A 17,551-nucleotide genomic window follows, 5' to 3' on the forward strand; every position below is an offset into this window, starting at 1 on the left:
CGGGCCCGCCGCGGAACACCCCCACGGGGCGCCCACCACGAAAGACCGAGAACCAAGGAGAACCATGCACCTGGACCACTCCCACGACGCGGCCGCGGCCGCGGCCGTGAGCGCGGACGCGCGCCGTCCCGACGGCCGGCGCCGCGCCCTCCGCATAGGCCTCGGCGGCCCGGTCGGCACGGGGAAGACGGCCACGGTGGCGGCGCTCTGCCACGCGCTGCGCGATGAGCTGTCCCTCGCCGTCGTCACGAACGACATCTACACCCGGGAGGACGCCGAGTTCCTGCTCAAGGAGGCGGTACTGCCGCCGGAGCGGATCACCGCGGTGGAGACGGGCGCCTGCCCGCACACCGCCATCAGGGACGACATCTCCGCGAACCTGGAGGCGGTGGAGGACCTGGAGGACGAGGTCGGCCCCCTGGACCTGATCCTCGTCGAGTCCGGCGGCGACAACCTGACCGCCACGTTCTCGCGCGGCCTGGTGGACGCCCAGATCTTCGTGATCGACGTGGCCGGAGGGGACGACATCCCGCGCAAGGGCGGCCCCGGCGTGACGACGGCCGACCTGCTGGTGGTGAACAAGACGGACCTCGCCCCGTACGTCGGCTCGGACCTGGCCCGCATGGCGGCGGACGCCGAGGCGCAGCGTGCCGGGCTGCCGGTCGTCTTCCAGTCGCTGCGCTCGGCCGAGGGTGTGACGGCGGTGGCCGAGTGGGTGCGCGGGCGGTACGCGGCCTGGGTGGCGGCCGACGCATGACGAGCCCGCCGGTGACGCGGGCCCTGGGCTCCGCGGGTGTGCGCGCCACCGCCCGCGTCACCGCCCGCCCCGACGGCCGCGGGGGCACCGTCCTGGCCGTCCTGGAGGGCGAGGGTCCGCTGGCCCTGCGCCGCGTCCGGGCCGCTGGCGCGGCGGGCGCCGCTGCCCGGGTCCTGCTGGTCGGCGCGATGAGCGGCCCGCTGGGTGGTGACCACCTCACCGTCGAGGCGACGGCCGCGCCGGGCGCGCGCCTCCACATCGGCTCCGCGGCGGCCACGATGGCCCTGCCGGGCCAGGACGGGCACGCGGCGCACTACGACGTACGCCTCACCGTCGCCGCCGACGCGGAACTGTGCTGGCTCCCCGAGCAGTTGATCTCCGTCCACGGCAGCGACCTGCGGGTCACCACCCGGGTCGACATCGCCGATGGCGGCCGCCTGATCCTCCGCGAGGAACAGACCCTGGGCCGCACCGCGGAACCCCCCGGCCTCCTCCACACCCGCCTCACCGCCCACCACGCCGGCCGCCCCCTGCTCGACCAACAACTGACCTTCGGCCCCACCGCCCCACCGGGCTGGGACGGCCCAGCGGTCCTCGGGGGACACCGGGCTGTGGGGCAACTCCTCATTGTGCGACCGGAGTTCCGTTCTGCCGTGCCGCCCGCGGCCCTTCTGGGGGAGCATGCCGCGCTCACACCACTCGGGGGACCGGGCGCACTCGTGACCGCGGTCGCACCGGACGCTCTGTGTCTGCGCCGCATCCTTGACGAGGCGCTGGCGCGGTGGGGTTAGGGCGCGGACGGTGGCGGGGCCCCTTCGAAAACACATGTTCATCACAGACACGGTCCGCCCCTCTGATTCCGGCAGACCGCCGCGGACCGTACAGGCCGAGTACTAGAGTCCTGCCGTGCGTTGAATGTGGGGCACGTCACATCCAGACGTCTGTCGGGCGGTGCGCGCAGGCGACTCGGGTCGGGCGTGCGTTAAAGGGGGTGGGGACATGTACGAGTTGACCAAGGGTGCCAATGTGGGGCTGGCAACCCTGAGCGACAACGTCGGCTCCGTGATGGTGAGTCTGGAATGGACCAGCGCAACGGGCGAGGGCGACGCCGACGTCTCCGTTCTGATGCTGAACGTCAACGGCAAAGTGCGCGGCGACGCGGACTTCTACTTCTACAACAACCCGATTGCCACGGACGGGAGCGTCCAGCTCCTGGGCAAGTCTCCGAGTGGCAACGGAAGCAAGGACAGGATCAGCTTCGACTTGTCCGCGGTCCCTGATGATGTCGACCGCATCGTGGTGGCCGCGAGCCGATACGACGGAGCTCACTTCGGCGAACTTGACGACCTGCAACTGACGTTGTCCGACGCCTCGGGCGATGGCTTGATCCGCTTCGGCATCGACGAAGCGGACTCGGTGAGCGCGTTCATCTTCGGCGAGCTCTACCGCCGTGGCAGCGAGTGGAAGTTCCGGGCCGTGGGGCAGGGTTATGAGGCTGGCCTGGCAGGCCTGGCGACTGACTTCGGCGTGGACATCGACGACGACGCGGCCATCGAGGAGGCACAAGAGGATCTGGCGCGTGCTGTGGAGGCAGCCGTCGTACCCGAGGGCACGACGCCGGACGGTGGACCGGGCCCCGTGCTGACGGCCGTACCGGCGCCCCGGCAGCCCGAGGACGACGCAGAGCCGAGGAAGCCCACGGCGCGACCTCGCACCGCCAAGAAGAAGGTCACCTTGCCCAAGACGGTCAAGAAGTCCTTGGCGGAGAACGATTCCTGGAGGCAGGCAAGACCCTTCCCGGTGTCCGCGCTCAAGAACGATCGGGACCGTGAGATGCGGGCCACGTCCGTGCTGTTGTCGGTGATGGCGCAGGTCCCGGAGTTCGGCAGGAGGCTCACAGCCGCATTCGGCGCACCGGCGGGTCGCATGGAGACGTTCGCCGAGGTCTCGCTGCCGCACGGCGACGCTCCCAGGCGCCCGGACGGTGTGATCCGCGTGGAGCGGGCCGGCAAGCTGTGGACAGCGCTGGTGGAGACCAAGACCAATGGCAACGCCCTCAGGGCCGAGCAGGTGCAGGCGTACATGGACATCGCCGCGCGTCGGGGCTACGAGGCGGTGATCACCCTGTCGAACGACGTGGCGTTGGAGGGCAGTCCGCTGGTCGACGTCAGGACCGACGGGCGGCGCAAGCACAAGGTGGCGCTCTGGCACCTGTCCTGGGCGGAGGTCGCCCACCAGGCGCAGATGCTGATCCGGCACGAGGGCGTGGGCAACATGGCACACGCCTGGCTGCTCCAGGAACTGCTGCACTACCTCCAGCACGAGAGCTCGGGCTGCCACGGCTTCCAGAACATGGGTTCCGCCTGGGTTCCCGTACGCAATGGGACCGACGACGAGACCCTGTGCCATGGAGACGCCCGCGCCCTTGAGGTGGTGGAAAGCTGGGAGCGGCTCATCCGCCAGGTGTGCCTGAGGCTCGGTGGCGAACTCGGTCAGAAGGTGCTGCCCGTGCAGCGGTCGAAGCGCGGGATCGACCCAGGGACCCGCAGATCTCGCCTCGCCGACCTGCTCTGTCTCGAAGGCAGACTGCACGCGGAGGTCCGCATCGAGGGGACGCCCGGCCTCCTCACCGTCATCGCCGACCTGCGAACCGGCAGACTGCGCACCTGCATCGAGATCCCAGCGCCCGACCAGGGCTACCCTTTGACCTGGGCGAAACGGCTTGTGCGACGACTCAGCGAGGCTCCCGCCGACCTCCACATCGAGACCCTGGTCGAGGAGGAGTCGGGTGGTCCGCGGGGCACGCTCGAACGACTGCGCCCGGAGCCGGCCGACATGCTGCCGCGGGATGGCGCCCGGATCACCGGTTTCCGCCTTTCCCTCTTCAAAGGCATGGGCAGTAGCCGTGGCAATGCCGAGTCCGGCTTCATCCGCAGCGTTGACGACGCCGTGCACCGCTTCTACGCCACGGTGGTGGCACATCTCGACCAGCCGACAGCGCGCCGGGCCCCTGCGCCAGAGCGGACACCGGCAGCGTGAGGCCCACACCATGAGGGCGACCCTGGTGTGGGCCACGTCATCCCGCTGCATCGAACGTTGAAACGTGGCCTACTGGGGCACTTCCTGGTCCGGAGTGTCCCTGCCGCACAGAGCACGGTGGTAGCGCACATGGGCTTCGCTGATGGGATGTCCCGGCAGCCGACGCAGTGTTCCCATGCTCGTGTCGTCCGCAGCCCAGCGGACGACACCGGCTGGGTCGATGTAGAGCGCCAACGTGTCGAACTGCACGTGATGGTTGGGGCACAGCACGAGCAGGTTGGGCAATTCGTCGGGGCCGTTGTGCGGCTGCCCGAGGCCGCGTATGTGAGCTGCTTCGCTATATGTGCCGAACCGTTTCGCCAACTGCTTTCCGCAGACTTGGCAGTGATCGGCGTGCATCGCCTTGACCCTGGCGGCCAAGGCGTCGTCGCGCACCAGGCGTGAGCTGCGCGCGACACGACGAGCAGCAGGGCCTTGTCTGCCGTCGTCGTTCTCGATGCCGCTCGCGGTCTCGTAACCGGCAAGGCCGAGTTGCTCCATCAACTGGTGGTGGGCGAATTCGGCGAAGTAGACCTGCCGCAGCGTGGCGATCGCCTGGGACCGCACGAGTGGGTGTTTCAACAGCCGATCCGCCTGTGGCGTGAAACCCGCTTCGGGGTTGTATCTGTCGAACGCCGAGGGGCTGATATTGCCGGTCTGCTCTGCTGGGAGACCCTGTATGTCCCACAGGCCGCTCGTCCGCAGATCCCAGAACGGGTACTCGGGCGTGGGCGACGACTGGGGGAGCCTGAATTGGGCCAACACCTTGCCCACCTCGTCGCGGAACTCCGACCAGGGAACGAGGCGTGACTCCCCTCGGCTGTTCCTGGCGATGGCCCACAACAGAGTCAACGGCTTGTGTCGACTGCGCAGACCATTCTGCTGGTGAACCTGGAGGTTCCTCAGCCTCTCCATGAGCGCGGCCGGCGTGAGGCGTTGTCGTTTCTGATCGCTTTCTGGGCTGGCCGACGATTTGCCCTGGGGTATACGAGGAACGGGGAACAGGGCTTCCTCGTCCGCAGGACCTTCGATGTGCCGACGGGTGCCCTCGGATTCCTCGAGGCGGACGGGGCGCTGACGAACCTCCGGCAGAACGGCATGCCCGTTCTCCACCCAATGACGCCAGGATCGTGGTGCCTTCTCCAGTGCCGCGGTCGTGGAGACCCTGCGATCGCCGCGCGCTTCGATCCAGGCCCAGTCGACCTGGTCGCCTTCGTCACTCAGGTCGAGAAGGGCGAGATCGTAGCGGTAGTTGGGAAAGGTGCCGTCCTTATCTTTCTGCTCCACCTGCTCAACACGTTCGATGATCGCGACGCCGCAGAACTTGACGTATCCCTTGGGAGTCCTGTTACGCGTGACCGTCGCGAAGACGAGCAGCGGCTCGGCCAAGGAACGCTGTTGTGCAGTCGTCGCATTGTGACGGTTCCACGCTTGCAACAGCACACGGTTGCCCTGGGTGGCGCCCACAGGGACAGTGTGATCGACGCGATGATCTCCGAAGTAGCTGACGCGCCCGTTGGCCAGGTCGAACTCATCGTGCCAGGGCGTTTCGACGGAACCGGCTTTCCACGGGCTCGAGCGTATGAGGACAGCCGGTCGCCGTCCGACACCCGCAGCCTTGGCCTCGGCGATCGGGTTGATCCCCTTGCTGAGCTGCACCTGCGCGAGGATGTCTGAAGCGGTGAGGTGGTGGATGTTCGGGTAGCCGTCCATGCTCGCGACGGAAGCGTCCCTGTTCCGTGAGGACCGCAACACCTGACCGACCCGCAACTGGCTTCCCACCGCACATCCCCTTGCCTCGTCTTCCCTTGTCATGGCGAGTTTGCCAGGACGCGACGGTGACGAGGCAGTGAGGGGCGAGTGCTCGGCGTCGGCCCGCAGTAGGGCACGACCAGGCCGGCACACCGAGAAGCACCGCCGTGCACCGTGACGCTCAGGCGTGGCTGTCGGCCCTACCTGATCTTCCGCTCCACCCACTGATCGGGGTCGTACGCCTCAGGCGTGCTGCGTCCGGTTCGCGAGATGCCCAACACCGGACGTCCGGCTTCACGGCTGTAGTAGGAGTCGATCGCAACAGCCGTCACGCGGGCAGTCCGGTAGTTGCCCGTCGTCGCGCGGATCAGGAGCGTGTCGCCGACTTCGAGGTCTGAAGCCTTGACCCGCTCGCTGTTCCGCAGGATGGGCGCATTGCGCTCGTCGATTTCCTGCTGCCACTTGGCGAGGCGTGTCGTCGTTTCCTGGTTGTACTTCTCGATCGCCACCAGATGGGCCCGTTCCACCTCGACGGCACTACGCACCTGACCGACCTGCTGCATCACTTCGGCGGCTGAGGGCCAGGACTCGGGTCGGTTAGGATTCCCCAACTCTCGCTCAAGGTGATCGAAAACCGCGGACAAGGCATCAAGTCGCCCGTGATCGAAGGTCATGCCGCAATCGTGCCTCATGGCTCTGGGACGGTGCAGTCGCCCCCTCCCAAGGCAAACCAGTACCGATCAAGGGCTGTGTTCGCCCCGGCCCCGACCGGGCTTGCGGCCATGGGGGGCGGCGGCTTCGCTCTGAGCCGGGCCGCACCCACCCTGCCTCGCTGCATGGAATGGATGCGCCCCGTGATCCAAACTGGCGCAACCGCCATGGACGGCATCTTCGGGCTCGAGACCGGGACATAGTCACTCAGATAGTCACGCACCGCACGTCAGAGGCCCGGTCGAGCAAGGGGAACGGGCCTCTGACCTGCCCTGGCCGCTGAACGGTACGCTCCGCACCGTTTATCGGATTGGTAAAGAACAACAAGCACACCTGTCCTGACCACCCCCGCAGGCGGAAGTATCCCCGTACCGAGGGAATGACCGAAACGATGTGCGGGAGGCCTCACTTGACACGTACCCAGATGACCGCGCGGAGCAGACGAGCGGTGACGCTCGGGTCCGCGGGTGCTCTTGTCGCGGCGACGCTGATCGCGGGGGCGCTCGGCGCGCCTGCCGCGAGTGCCGACGCCCCCGGCGGCAAGGCCGCGTACGCGAAGGACCGGGAGGCCCGGGGGGCCGCCGTCGCCGCGGCGCGGGCCGCGAAGAAGGGCGTCGCCTGGAAGGACTGTCCGGAGGACTGGGGGTTCGCGAAGCCCGTGCAGTGCGGGTGGGTCACCGTCCCGCTGGACTACGCCAAGCCCGACGGCAAGCAGATCAAGCTGGCCGTCGACCGCATAGGCAACACGGGGAGCAAGGAGGAGCGCCAGGGCGCGCTCGTCTACAACCCCGGTGGCCCCGGCGGCTCCGGCATGCGCTTCCCGCTGCGTGTCGTGAACAAGAGCAAGCTGTGGGAGAAGACCGCGAAGGCCTACGACTTCGTCGGGTTCGACCCGCGCGGCGTCGGCCACTCGACGCCGATCTCGTGCGTCGACCCGCAGGAGTTCGTGAAGGCGCCCAAGCTCGACCCGGTGCCCGACTCCGCCGCCGACAAGCGCGCCCAGCGCAAGCTCGCCGCCGAGTACGCGGACGGCTGCAAGGAGCGCAGCGGCTGGATGCTGCCGCACATGACCACCCCGAACACCGCGCGTGACCTCGACGTCATCCGCGCCGCGCTGGGTGAGAAGAAGCTGAACTTCCTCGGTGTGTCCTACGGGACGTACCTGGGCGCCGTGTACGCGACCCTCTTCCCCTCGCACGTGCGCCGCATGGTCTTCGACTCCGTCGTGAACCCCTCGCGGGAGAAGATCTGGTACCAGGCCAACCTCGACCAGGACGTCGCCTTCGAGACGCGCCTCAAGGACTGGATGACGTGGGTCGCCAAGTACGACTCCGTCTTCCACCTCGGTGACACGCAGAAGAAGGTCGCCGCGCAGTGGACGAAGCTGCGTGCCGCCGCGAAGCGGGCGCCGTTCGACGGGGTCGTCGGCCCCGCCGAGCTGACGTCGTACTTCCAGAGCGCGCCGTACTACGACTCCACCTGGGTCTCGATCGCCACCAACTGGAGCAAGTTCGTCGCCGGTGACCGCCAGCCGCTGATCAAGGCCGCCAGCCCGGACATGTCCGACATCGCGGGCAACAAGGCCTCGGAGAACAGCAACGCGGTCTACACCGCCGTCGAGTGCGCCGACGCCAAGTGGCCCACCAGCTGGAAGAAGTGGGACCGGGACAACACCCGCCTGCACAAGGACCACCCGTTCATGACCTGGGCGAACGCCTGGATGAACCTGCCGTGTGCCACCTGGCCCAGCAAGCAGCACCAGCCCATCGAGGTCAAGACCGGCAAGGGCCTGCCCGCCACGCTGATCGCCCAGGCCACGCGCGACGCCGCCACCCCGTACGAGGGCGGCGTGGAGCTGCACAAGCGCCTCAAGGGCTCGCGTCTGATCACCGAGAAGGACGCCGGTTCGCACGGCATCACCAACCTGGAGAACCCGTGCCTGAACGAGCGGGTCGACACCTACCTGCTCACCGGCAAGGTGGACAGCCGTGACGTGACCTGCGCCCCGCACGCCACGCCCAAGCCGTAACACCCCTGCGCGACGACCACTGTCGGGAGATCGCCCGCGGCCTCGGCCGGGCGGTCTCCCGATGGCGTTCCGAGTTCCGAGTTCCGCGTTCCGCGTCCCGTGTCACGCGTTCCGCGCCGCCGCCGAGCGGCTCAGCTCAGCGGCATCCTCGGGAACCGGCGCTCCGCCGCGGTGCGCCCGCCCTCCGCAGTCTCCCCCGCGGCCTCCTCCGCCTTCACCACGGCCGCGTACTTGTCCACGTACTCCTGGCCCGAAAGACCGAGGATCGCGTACATGATCTCGTCGGTGACCGCGCGCAGGACCGCCTTCTCGCCGTCCATGCCCGCGTACCGCGAGAAGTCGAGCGGCTCGCCGAAGCGGATCGTCACGCGCTTCAAGCGCGGCACGACCTTGCCGGGCGGCTGCGCCTCGAACGTGCCGATCATCGCGCACGGGACCACCGGCACCTGCGCCTTGAGCGCCATCGCGGCCACCCCCACCTTGCCCTTGTACAGGCGTCCGTCGTGCGAGCGGGTGCCCTCGGGGTAGATGCCGAGCAGCTCGCCCTTGCGCAGCACGCCGAGCCCCTCGCGGATGGCGGCCTGCCCGGCCTCCTTGCCGGAGCGGTCCACCGGGATCTGCCCGGCGCTGCGGAAGAAGGCGGCGGTGAGGCGGCCCTTGACGCCGGGGCCCGTGAAGTACTCGGCCTTGGCCAGGAACGTGATGCGCCGCTTGAGGATGGCGGGCATCAGGAAGTGGTCGGAGAACGACAGGTGGTTCCCGGCGACGATGGCCGCGCCGGACTCCGGGACGTGCTCAAGGCCCTCGATCCTGGGCCGGAACATCAGCCGGAGCAGAGGTCCGATCAACACGTACTTGAGGACCAGGTAGAACATGCGGGCGCCGCCTTCCCCCGGGGGTGGTGCCGACGCACAGTAGTCAATCGGCGGCGCCTAGGCGAGAGCCCGTTCGGGTCGATTCGATCGCGCGGCGAACTGGTCCGTTCGGGCCCCGCCGCGCGGCCGGCCGGGGGAGCGCGCGGCGTGGCCCCTGGCCGGGCCCCGCCCGGCAGGAGTGCGCTGGGCCCGGCCCGCCGCCGCACGGCGTGCTGGGCCGATGCCAAGCCGCCCCGGACATCACTGCCCCGGACGCCACCGTCCGTGACGCCCGAGGTCCTCGTCCGTGACGCGGCGTTCGCCCTCGCTTCCCGGAGGTCCCATGCGCTCGCTCCTCGTCACCCCGGTCGCGCTGCTCGCCCTCGCCGCGGCCGCCGGGCCGTCGGCAGCCGTCCCCGCCACGTCCGCCGAAGGGACGCCGCCCGGCAAGCGCGGCGTCTTCCTGACCGTGTCGGGCGACGAGAACACCTGGATCCGCGGGGTGCTGCTGCGCTGTGCGCCCGGACTGCCCGGGCACCACCCCTTCGCCCGGGAGGCGTGCGCGGAGCTGCGCCGGGCGGGCGGCGACTTCGAGAAGCTGCCGCACGACGACCGGATGTGCACCAAGGAGTACGAGCCGGTCACCGTCAGCGCGACCGGCACGTTCCGGGGGCGGCCGGTCGCCTGGCACAAGACGTACGGCAACGCGTGCGAGCTGGAGGCGTCGACGGGACACGTGTTCCGCTTCTGAGCCGGGGCGCCCGCGCCCTGCCCGTCGTGGGGCCAGGCCCGCGCCCTGCCCGTCATGGGCCCCGGCCCGCGCCCCGCCTCTCACACCGGGTCGCTACCGGTCGCGGGCCGACCCGCACCTCACGTCGGCCGGGAGAGGACCATCGCCACGGTGATCAGCCCGAGCACCACCCAGCCGAACCACAGCCAGCCGTTGCTGCCGAGCGCCACTGTGTAGGCGGTCACCATCACCAGACCGCCGATGGTGAACGCCCCCATCGTCTTCGTAGAACCCGGCATCGCCCTGCCTCCTCACGACAGACGGCTCGGGCGTCCGGTATCCGGGGCGCCGAGACCGTGGCCTCGACGCCATCCTCACCCGTGAGGAGGCCGCCGCGCTAGCGGCCGCGCGAGGCCAGTGACGCCAGATAGGCGTTGTACGCCTCCAGCTCCTTGTCCCCGTCGCGGTCGGCGGCGCGGTCCTTGCGCCGCCCTTCGCGCTGGTCGGAGCGGTACCACTGGAAGAGCAGGGCGAGCAGCACGAGCACCGACGGGACCTCGCTGAAGGCCCAGGCGATGCCGCCCGCCGCGTTCTGATCGGCGAGCGCTTCGACGCCGAGCGAGGCCGGGGGGTTCTTGTACGTCTCGATCATGGGCTCGGACGCCATCATCAAGGCGATGCCGAAGAACGCGTGGAACGGCATGCCCGCGAACAGCTCCAGCATCCGCATCAGATGGCCGGGCCGGTGCGGGCCCGGGTCGACGCCCATGATCGGCCAGAAGAAGACCAGGCCGACGGCGAGGAAGTGCACCATCATCCCGATGTGCCCGGCCTTGGAGCCCATGAGGGTGTCGAACAAGGGCGTGAAGTACAGCGCGTACAGGCTCGCGATGAACATCGGGATGGTGAACGCGGGGTGCGTGATGATCCGCACGTACCGGCTGTGCAGCAGCGCGAGCAGCAGCTCACGCGGCCCCTTGCGGCCCCGGCCCGCGACCGGCAGCGCGCGCAGCGCGAGCGTGATCGGCGCGCCGAGCAGCAGCAGGATCGGCGACAGCATGCTGATGATCATGTGCTGCACCATGTGCACGCTGAACAACACCATGCCGTAGTCGTTCAGCTTGGTGCACATCACGAGCAGGATCGACAGGACGCCCACGACGAACGACACCGTGCGCCCGACGGGCCACTTGTCGCCGCGCCGCACCAGGCGCACGACGCCCAAGCCGTACAGGCCGAGCGCCACCAGGCAGCTGATGAGGAAGAAGGGCTCGACCGAGAGTTCCAGGCCGCGCGCCAGCGTGAACGGCGGCAGGTCCATGTTCATCCCATGGTCCATGCCGTGCATGCCGTGCCCGCCGTGATCCATCCGCTGGCTCCTGTTTCGTGCAGATTGTGCGCTGTGTGTCCGCACCAGAGTAGAACCGCCCCCGGTCGCACTCGCGACCGGGGGCGGATTCAGGACCCGGGCCGTCCTCGCCGGGCCGGGCGGTGATCTAGAGCACGCACTCCGCTTCGTCGTACCGCTGCTCGGGCACGGTCTTGAGCGTCTCGACGGCCTCGGCGAGGGACACCATCACGATGTCGGTGCCGCGCAGCGCGGTCATCCGGCCGAACTCGCCGCGGTGCACGGCCTCCACCGCATGCCAGCCGAAGCGGGTGGCGAGGACGCGGTCGTACGCGGTGGGCGTGCCGCCGCGCTGGACGTGGCCGAGGATGACCGGGCGTGCCTCCTTGCCGAGGCGCTGCTCCAGTTCGAGGGAGAGCTGCCGGGCGATGCCCGCGAACCGCTCGTGGCCGTAGACGTCCTTGCCGCCCTCGTCGAACTCCATGGTGCCGGGGCGCGGCTTGGCGCCCTCGGCGGCCACGACGATGGCGAACTTCTTGCCGGCCTCGAACCGCTCGCCGACCTTCTTCGCCAACTCCTCGATGTCGAAGGGGCGCTCCGGCACGACGACGGCGTGCGCGCCCGCCGCCATGCCCGAGTGCAGCGCGATCCAGCCGGTGTGGCGGCCCATGACCTCGACGATCAGGACGCGCTGGTGCGACTCGGCGGTGGTCTTGAGGCGGTCGAGGGCCTCGGTGGCGACGCCCACGGCGGTGTCGAAGCCGAACGTCACGTCGGTGACCGCGATGTCGTTGTCGATGGTCTTGGGTACGCCGACGATCGGCAGGCCCGCGTCGGAGAGGAGCCGGGCGGCCTTCAGGGTGCCCTCGCCGCCGATCGGGATGATCGCGTCGAGGCCCAGCTCGGCGACGTGGCCCTTGGCGCGCTCGACGCCGTCACGCAGGTGGGCGGGCTGCACCCGGGAGGAGCCGAGAATCGTGCCGCCGCGTGCCAGGATGCCGCCGACCGCGTCCAGGTCGAGCTTGCGGTAGTCGCATTCCAGGAGGCCCTTCCAGCCGTCGTGGAAGCCGATGACCTCGTCGCCGTGGTCGACGACGGCACGGTGCACGACGGAGCGGATGACGGCATTGAGACCGGGGCAGTCGCCGCCGGAGGTCAGGACACCGATACGCATGGTGCGAAAACCTTTGCAAGGTGGGCGGTGACCGGACCCCGTCGTCCGGCAGAATCCCGGCCCACCCTACCGGCGCACCGCCCGCCTCCGCAGGCATCGCCCACCCACTGGACACAGAGACGCCGGACGGGGCGGGCAGCGAAACACCGGACGGGCGTAATCATCCAGCCCGTCCGGCGTTTGAGGACGAGCGCGCGGCGCGACACGAGCCGCTCCTCGCGCCGGAAGGCGTTACGCGGGCTGCTGGGCGGCCGCGATCCGCTCGGCGCGCAGCGCCTCGTACCAGCGGTCGTCCGTCGGCGGCAGCGCGTTCACATCGAGCGCCAGCTTCAGGAGCAGGTCGGCGATCAGCGGGTTGCGGGCCAGGACGGGCCCGTGCATGTACGTCCCGAAGACGGTGCCGTTGTAGGCGCCTTCCGTGCCGTCGCCCGTGCCGTTGCCCTTGCCGAGGCGGACGCGGGCGAAGGGGCGGGCGTTCGGGCCGACGTGGGTGACGCCCTGGTGGTTCTCGAAGCCGGTCAGCTCCGGGAGGCCGAGCTGCGGGTCGATGTCGCCGAGGACGTCGCCGACGCAGCGCTCGCCCTCGCCGCGCACGGAGACCACGTCGAGCAGGCCGAGGCCGGGCTCGCGCTGGCCAAGGTCGTTGATGAACTCGTTGCCCAGGATCTGGTAGCCGGCGCAGACCGAGAAGACGATCGCGCCGTTGCCCACGGCCCGCTGGAGGCCGCCGTCGCGGCGCAGGCGCTCGGCCGCGAGCCGCTGCGGCCGGTCCTCGCCGCCGCCGATCAGATAGATGTCGCCGGAGGTGGGCACCGGCTGGTCGCTGCGTACGTCGTAGCGCTCGACCTGGAGGCCGCGCTGGTGGGCGCGGCGCTCCACGACCAGGGCGTTGCCCTGGTCGCCGTACGTGGACAGCAGGTCGGGGTAGACCCAGACCAGCCGGAGGCTGTTGTCGCTCATGCTCATTGGTCCTCAGTGACGGTCGGGGCGCGGTCAGTTGCCCACGCGGCGGCGCAGGTCCTGGAAGGCGGTGTAGTTCGCGATGGTCTCGATGCGGCCGGGCGGGGCCAGCTGCACGGCCTCGTCGAGGCTCTCGCAGACGCGGAAGTCGAGGTTCGCGACCTCCAGGCGGACGGCGAGGTCCAGCTTGCGGTCGCCGAGCACGAAGATCGGGTGACCGGCGAGCCGGGTGTAGTCGACGTCCCACAGCCAGGAGGTGTCGGTGCCGTCGGCGCCGCGCGCGTTCACCGAGAGGATCACCGGGGCCGGGGGGCCGTCGATGAGCGAAAACGTTTCGAGCCAGCCCGCCGGGTTCTTGGCGAGCAGCAGGCGCAGGTCGCGGCCCTGGAACTGGACCACGTCATAGCGGCCCGCGACGGCCTGCACCTGATACATGCGCTCAAGGGCGACCTGCGGCGGCACGCCGAAGACGGCGGCGACGGCGGCGGACGAGGTGGCGTTGGCCTTGTTCGCCCGGCCGGGGAGCTGGAGGTGGATCGGCCAGGCCGAGCCGTGCGGGTCCAGGACGTGGTCGCCGGACAGGGCCCAGCTGGGCGTGGGGCGGCGGAAGCCGCACTCGCCGCAGTACCAGTCGTCGCCGGGGCGCTGCATGACGCCGCCGCAGGCCGGGCACGACCAGGCGTCGTCCTTCCAGGCCTGGCCCGCGGCCACCCACACCACGTTCGGCGAGGAGGAGGCGGCCCAGACGACCAGCGGGTCGTCGGCGTTGGCGATGACGACGGCCTTGGTGCCGGCCAGGCCCTCGCGCCACTTCTCGGCGAGCATGCGGGTCTCGGCGGCGCGGTCGAGCTGGTCGCGCGAGAGGTTCAGGAGCGCGATGGCCTTGGGGTCGACGTCGCGGGCGACGCCCGCGAGGTACTTCTCGTCGACCTCGATCACGCCGAACTTGGCGTCCGAGCCACCCGCGAGGGCCGAGGTGATGCCCGCGGGCATGTTCGCCCCGAGGGCGTTGGACACGACCGGGCCGCTGGCGCGCAGGGCCTCGGCGATCAGGCGCGTGGTGGTCGTCTTGCCGTTCGTGGCCGAGACGAGGACCACGTCGAGGTGGTTCGCCAGCCGGCCGAGGAGCTCCGGGTCGAGTCTGAGCGCGACCTTGCCGCCGATCACCGAACCGCTGCCGCGGCCCGCCGCGCGCGACACCGCCGCGGCTGCCTTGCCCGCCGTCACGGCCAGCTTGGCGCGTGCCGACAGCGACTCTGAGCTGCCAGGGTGTCCTGCCATCGTTCTGGGTCCTCCTTGCGTACGGCGCCGCGCCTGCCCGGCATCGTGTCGGCCCAGCCTATCGAGATCGACTGACAAGCCCGAATCGCACCACCACCCGGCACCACTGCTGTCCCCTGGACCGTACTCTTGCGGCCATGCGACACGGCACGATCCCGGGCGCCTCAGGGCGCGTACGACCCCTGACCCTGCTCGGTGACCCCGTGCTGCACACCCCCTGTGCGGAGGTGACGGACTTCGGGCCCCAACTGGCCGCGCTCGTCGAGGACATGTTCGCCACGATGTACGCGGCCCGGGGCGTCGGCCTCGCCGCCAACCAGGTCGGCGTGGGCCTGAAGGTCTTCGTGTACGACTGCCCGGACGACGAGGACGTGCGCCACCTCGGCCACGTCGTGAACCCGCGCGTGGTGGACCTCGACGGCGTGACCGTGCGCGGCCCCGAGGGCTGTCTTTCGCTGCCGGGCCTGGAGGCGGCGACCCCGCGCTTCGACCACGCGGTCGTCGAGGGCGTGAGCGTGACGGGGGAGCCGGTGCGGGTGCACGGCACCGGGTTCTTCGCGCGCTGCCTCCAGCACGAGAGCGACCACTTGACGGGCGGCGTGTACACGGACCACGTCACGGGCTGGCGCAAGCGGCGTGTCCTGCGCCAGGCGGCGCGTGCGCCCTGGGCGGCGACGGCCTGAGCCCGCGGGCCGCGTGGACGTGAGGGCCCGGGGCGCGGCGCGCCCCGGGCCCTCACAGCTTTCAGAAGCCGGGCCCGCCCACCCGGTTGCCCGCGGCGGCCAGGCGGCCCCACAGCAGGTCCGCCAGGCTGCGCACCAACTGGGCGCGGGGGCAGGGGCGCTCGCCGAGCCACCAGTCGCCCGCCGCGTGCATCATGCCGACGATGCCGTGGCCCCACACGCGCGCCAGCTCCGCGCTCTGCGGGCCGAGGTCGACGCGCTCCTCGATGACCTCGGCCAGCTCCTCGCCGAGGCGCCGCAGCAGGGGAGCGGAGTGCAGGCCGACGTCGAAGCCCTCGGTGCTCCCCTCGCCGGGCGACGCGGCTTCGGACGGATGCATGAGGAAGCGGTAGACCTGAGGCCGGGCCTCGATCGCCGCGAGGTAGGTGTCGAGCGTGGCCTCCACGCGCTCCCTGCGCTCGGCCGGGGCGTCCAGGGCGGCGCGCAGCGAGGCGAGGAGCGCGTCGGTGTGCCGCTTGGCGAGGGCCGCGTAGAGGCCGCCCTTGTCGCCGAAGTGCCGGTACAGGATGGGCTTGGTGATGCCCGCTTCCGCCGCGATGGCGTTCATCGAGGCGCCCGGTCCGTCGCGGAGCACGACGCGGTCGGCCGCCTCAAGGAGTTCGCGCCGTCGTTGCTCGGCGGACCGCTGTTGATCGGTCCGCTGCGTGGTCTCCATGTGGTGTTCTCCGCCCGTGCGATTCCTGACGCAACGCGCAACGTAACACCCGGAAGCCTTCGCGCATCGAACGGGCTGCCGGGAGTTGACACAGGCTACCGGCCAGTAACAGACTCTAGTTACCGGAAGTAACGTAGCAGGGTTCGCAGCCGGAGGGGTCATGGCCGAGTTCACGATGGAGCTGAACGACGAGCAGAGGGAGGTCAGGGACTGGCTTCACGGGTTCGCCGCCGACGTGATCCGCCCCGCGGCCGCAGAGTGGGACGAGCGCGAGGAGACGCCCTGGCCGGTCATCCAGGAGGCCGCGAAGGTCGGCATCTACTCCCTGGACTTCTACGCGCAGCAGTACTTCGACCCCACCGGCCTCGGCATACCGATGGCCATGGAGGAGCTGTTCTGGGGCGACGCGGGCATCGCCCTGTCCATCGTCGGCACCGGCCTGGCCGCCGTGGGCGTCCTCGCCAACGGCACCGAGGACCAGATCGGCACCTGGATCCCGCAGATGTACGGCGACGCCAGTGACGTGAAGGTCGCCGCCTTCTGCTCGTCCGAGCCGGACGCGGGCTCCGACGTGGCCTCGATGCGCACCCGCGCGGTCTACGACGAGGTCAAGGACGAGTGGGTCCTGAACGGCACCAAGACCTGGGCGACGAACGGCGGCATCGCCAACGTCCACGTCGTCGTCGCCGTGGTGGACCCCGACCTCGGCTCCAAGGGGCACGCCTCCTTCATCGTGCCGCCCGGCACGCCCGGCCTGTCCCAGGGCCAGAAATTCAAGAAGCACGGCATCCGCGCCTCGCACACCGCCGAGGTCGTCCTGGAGGACGTGCGCGTGCCCGGCTCCTGTCTGCTCGGCGGCAAGGAGAAGCTGGACGAGCGGCTCGCCCGCGCGCGGGAGCGGGCGAAGAGCGGCGGCGAGCGCGTGAAGAACGCGGCCATGGCCACCTTCGAGGCCTCGCGCCCTGCCGTCGGCGCGATGGCGGTGGGCACGGCCCGCGCCGCGTACGAGGAGGCGCTGGAGTACGCGAGGACGCGCGAGCAGTTCGGCCGCCCGATCATCGACAACCAGGGCGTGGCCTTCCAGCTCGCGGACATGCGCACGCAGATCGACGCGGCCCGGCTCCTGGTGTGGCGCGCCTCCTGGATGGCGGTCACGGGCAAGAAGTTCGAGAGCGCGGAGGGCTCGATGTCGAAGCTGTTCGCCAGCGAGACCGCCAAGAAGGTCACCGCGCAGGCGATCCAGATCCTCGGCGGCAACGGCTACACGCGCGAGTACCCGGTGGAGCGCATGCACCGGGACGCCGCGATCTACACGATCTTCGAGGGGACGAGCGAGATCCAGCGCCTGGTGATCGCGCGCACGCTGTCGGGGCTGCCGATCCGCTGAGACGGCTGCGGGGGGGGGGGGGGGGGGGGGGGGGGAAGGGCCCCCCCCCCCCCCCCCCCCCCCCCCCCCCCCCGTTCTCCCTCCTCCCCCTC

The 17,551-nt window shown here is 70.3% G+C and carries 16 protein-coding genes; 7 read left to right on the plus strand and 9 right to left on the minus strand.

Annotated elements, in window-relative coordinates:
- The first annotated feature begins 64 nt into the window (after positions 1-64).
- The 3 genes from ureG (at position 65) to AC07GB_RS20230 (ending at position 3,796) form a co-directional block, all read left to right on the plus strand.
- Entirely contained in the window at positions 65-757 is a 693-nt protein-coding gene (ureG, locus tag AC07GB_RS20220) for an urease accessory protein UreG (protein ID WP_478847267.1), read from the plus strand.
- Positions 754-1,548 carry an urease accessory protein UreD gene (locus AC07GB_RS20225; RefSeq protein ID WP_478847269.1) on the plus strand — a complete coding sequence of 265 codons (795 nt, stop codon included), beginning with the start codon at positions 754-756 and terminating at the stop codon, positions 1,546-1,548. Before ureG ends, AC07GB_RS20225 begins: the two co-directional genes overlap by 4 nt.
- A 208-nt stretch (positions 1,549-1,756) precedes the next feature.
- A complete protein-coding gene (locus tag AC07GB_RS20230; protein ID WP_478847271.1) occupies positions 1,757-3,796 on the plus strand; it encodes a TerD family protein in 2,040 nt (679 codons plus the stop codon).
- Between the two features lie 69 nt (positions 3,797-3,865).
- Here AC07GB_RS20230 and AC07GB_RS20235 read toward each other — a convergent pair whose 3' ends face one another.
- Positions 3,866-5,548 (minus strand): phosphorothioated DNA-binding restriction endonuclease family protein, encoded by a 1,683-nt coding sequence (locus tag AC07GB_RS20235; protein ID WP_478847273.1) that lies wholly within the window; start codon positions 5,546-5,548, stop codon positions 3,866-3,868.
- Between the two features lie 239 nt (positions 5,549-5,787).
- Positions 5,788-6,261, minus strand: a complete 474-nt coding sequence (locus AC07GB_RS20240) for a hypothetical protein (protein ID WP_478847275.1) — start codon at positions 6,259-6,261, stop codon at positions 5,788-5,790.
- Between the two features lie 461 nt (positions 6,262-6,722).
- On the opposite strand from AC07GB_RS20240, the gene AC07GB_RS20245 reads away from it, so the two are divergent.
- Positions 6,723-8,327 (plus strand): alpha/beta hydrolase, encoded by a 1,605-nt coding sequence (locus AC07GB_RS20245; RefSeq protein WP_478847311.1) that lies wholly within the window; start codon positions 6,723-6,725, stop codon positions 8,325-8,327.
- Between the two features lie 131 nt (positions 8,328-8,458).
- Here the strand turns inward: AC07GB_RS20245 and AC07GB_RS20250 are convergent, their stop codons facing one another.
- On the minus strand, positions 8,459-9,202 hold the full coding sequence (locus tag AC07GB_RS20250) for a lysophospholipid acyltransferase family protein (RefSeq protein WP_478847277.1): 744 nt from the start codon (positions 9,200-9,202) through the stop codon (positions 8,459-8,461).
- Between the two features lie 322 nt (positions 9,203-9,524).
- On the opposite strand from AC07GB_RS20250, the gene AC07GB_RS20255 reads away from it, so the two are divergent.
- On the plus strand, positions 9,525-9,932 hold the full coding sequence (locus AC07GB_RS20255) for a subtilase-type protease inhibitor (RefSeq protein WP_478847279.1): 408 nt from the start codon (positions 9,525-9,527) through the stop codon (positions 9,930-9,932).
- A 119-nt stretch (positions 9,933-10,051) separates the two neighbouring features.
- Here AC07GB_RS20255 and AC07GB_RS20260 read toward each other — a convergent pair whose 3' ends face one another.
- From AC07GB_RS20260 to AC07GB_RS20280, 5 genes are all read right to left on the minus strand, one after another.
- Positions 10,052-10,210, minus strand: a complete 159-nt coding sequence (locus tag AC07GB_RS20260) for a hypothetical protein (protein WP_478847281.1) — start codon at positions 10,208-10,210, stop codon at positions 10,052-10,054.
- A 98-nt stretch (positions 10,211-10,308) separates the two neighbouring features.
- Positions 10,309-11,280, minus strand: coding sequence for a cytochrome c oxidase assembly protein (locus tag AC07GB_RS20265; protein WP_478847283.1), 972 nt, complete (start codon positions 11,278-11,280; stop codon positions 10,309-10,311).
- Between the two features lie 127 nt (positions 11,281-11,407).
- A complete protein-coding gene (locus AC07GB_RS20270) occupies positions 11,408-12,433 on the minus strand; it encodes a 6-phosphofructokinase (protein ID WP_478847285.1) in 1,026 nt (341 codons plus the stop codon).
- A gap of 231 nt (positions 12,434-12,664) precedes the next feature.
- Positions 12,665-13,393: a type 1 glutamine amidotransferase gene (locus AC07GB_RS20275; RefSeq protein ID WP_478847287.1), complete on the minus strand. Its 729-nt coding sequence runs from the start codon at positions 13,391-13,393 to the stop codon at positions 12,665-12,667.
- Between the two features lie 33 nt (positions 13,394-13,426).
- Positions 13,427-14,674: a MurT ligase domain-containing protein gene (locus AC07GB_RS20280; RefSeq protein ID WP_478847289.1), complete on the minus strand. Its 1,248-nt coding sequence runs from the start codon at positions 14,672-14,674 to the stop codon at positions 13,427-13,429.
- A gap of 137 nt (positions 14,675-14,811) precedes the next feature.
- On the opposite strand from AC07GB_RS20280, the gene def reads away from it, so the two are divergent.
- A complete protein-coding gene (def, locus tag AC07GB_RS20285; protein WP_478847291.1) occupies positions 14,812-15,357 on the plus strand; it encodes a peptide deformylase in 546 nt (181 codons plus the stop codon).
- A gap of 61 nt (positions 15,358-15,418) precedes the next feature.
- Here def and AC07GB_RS20290 read toward each other — a convergent pair whose 3' ends face one another.
- The gene (locus AC07GB_RS20290) at positions 15,419-16,072 is read right to left on the minus strand and encodes a TetR/AcrR family transcriptional regulator (protein WP_478847293.1); all 654 of its coding nucleotides are present in this window, start codon (positions 16,070-16,072) and stop codon (positions 15,419-15,421) included.
- Positions 16,073-16,232: 160 nt separating this feature from the next.
- Here AC07GB_RS20290 and AC07GB_RS20295 point away from each other — a divergent pair, with 160 nt between their 5' ends.
- Positions 16,233-17,459, plus strand: coding sequence for an acyl-CoA dehydrogenase family protein (locus tag AC07GB_RS20295; RefSeq protein WP_478847295.1), 1,227 nt, complete (start codon positions 16,233-16,235; stop codon positions 17,457-17,459).
- Positions 17,460-17,551: the final 92 nt, after the last annotated feature.

This window comes from Streptomyces sp. NPDC045778 (genome assembly GCF_056431945.1).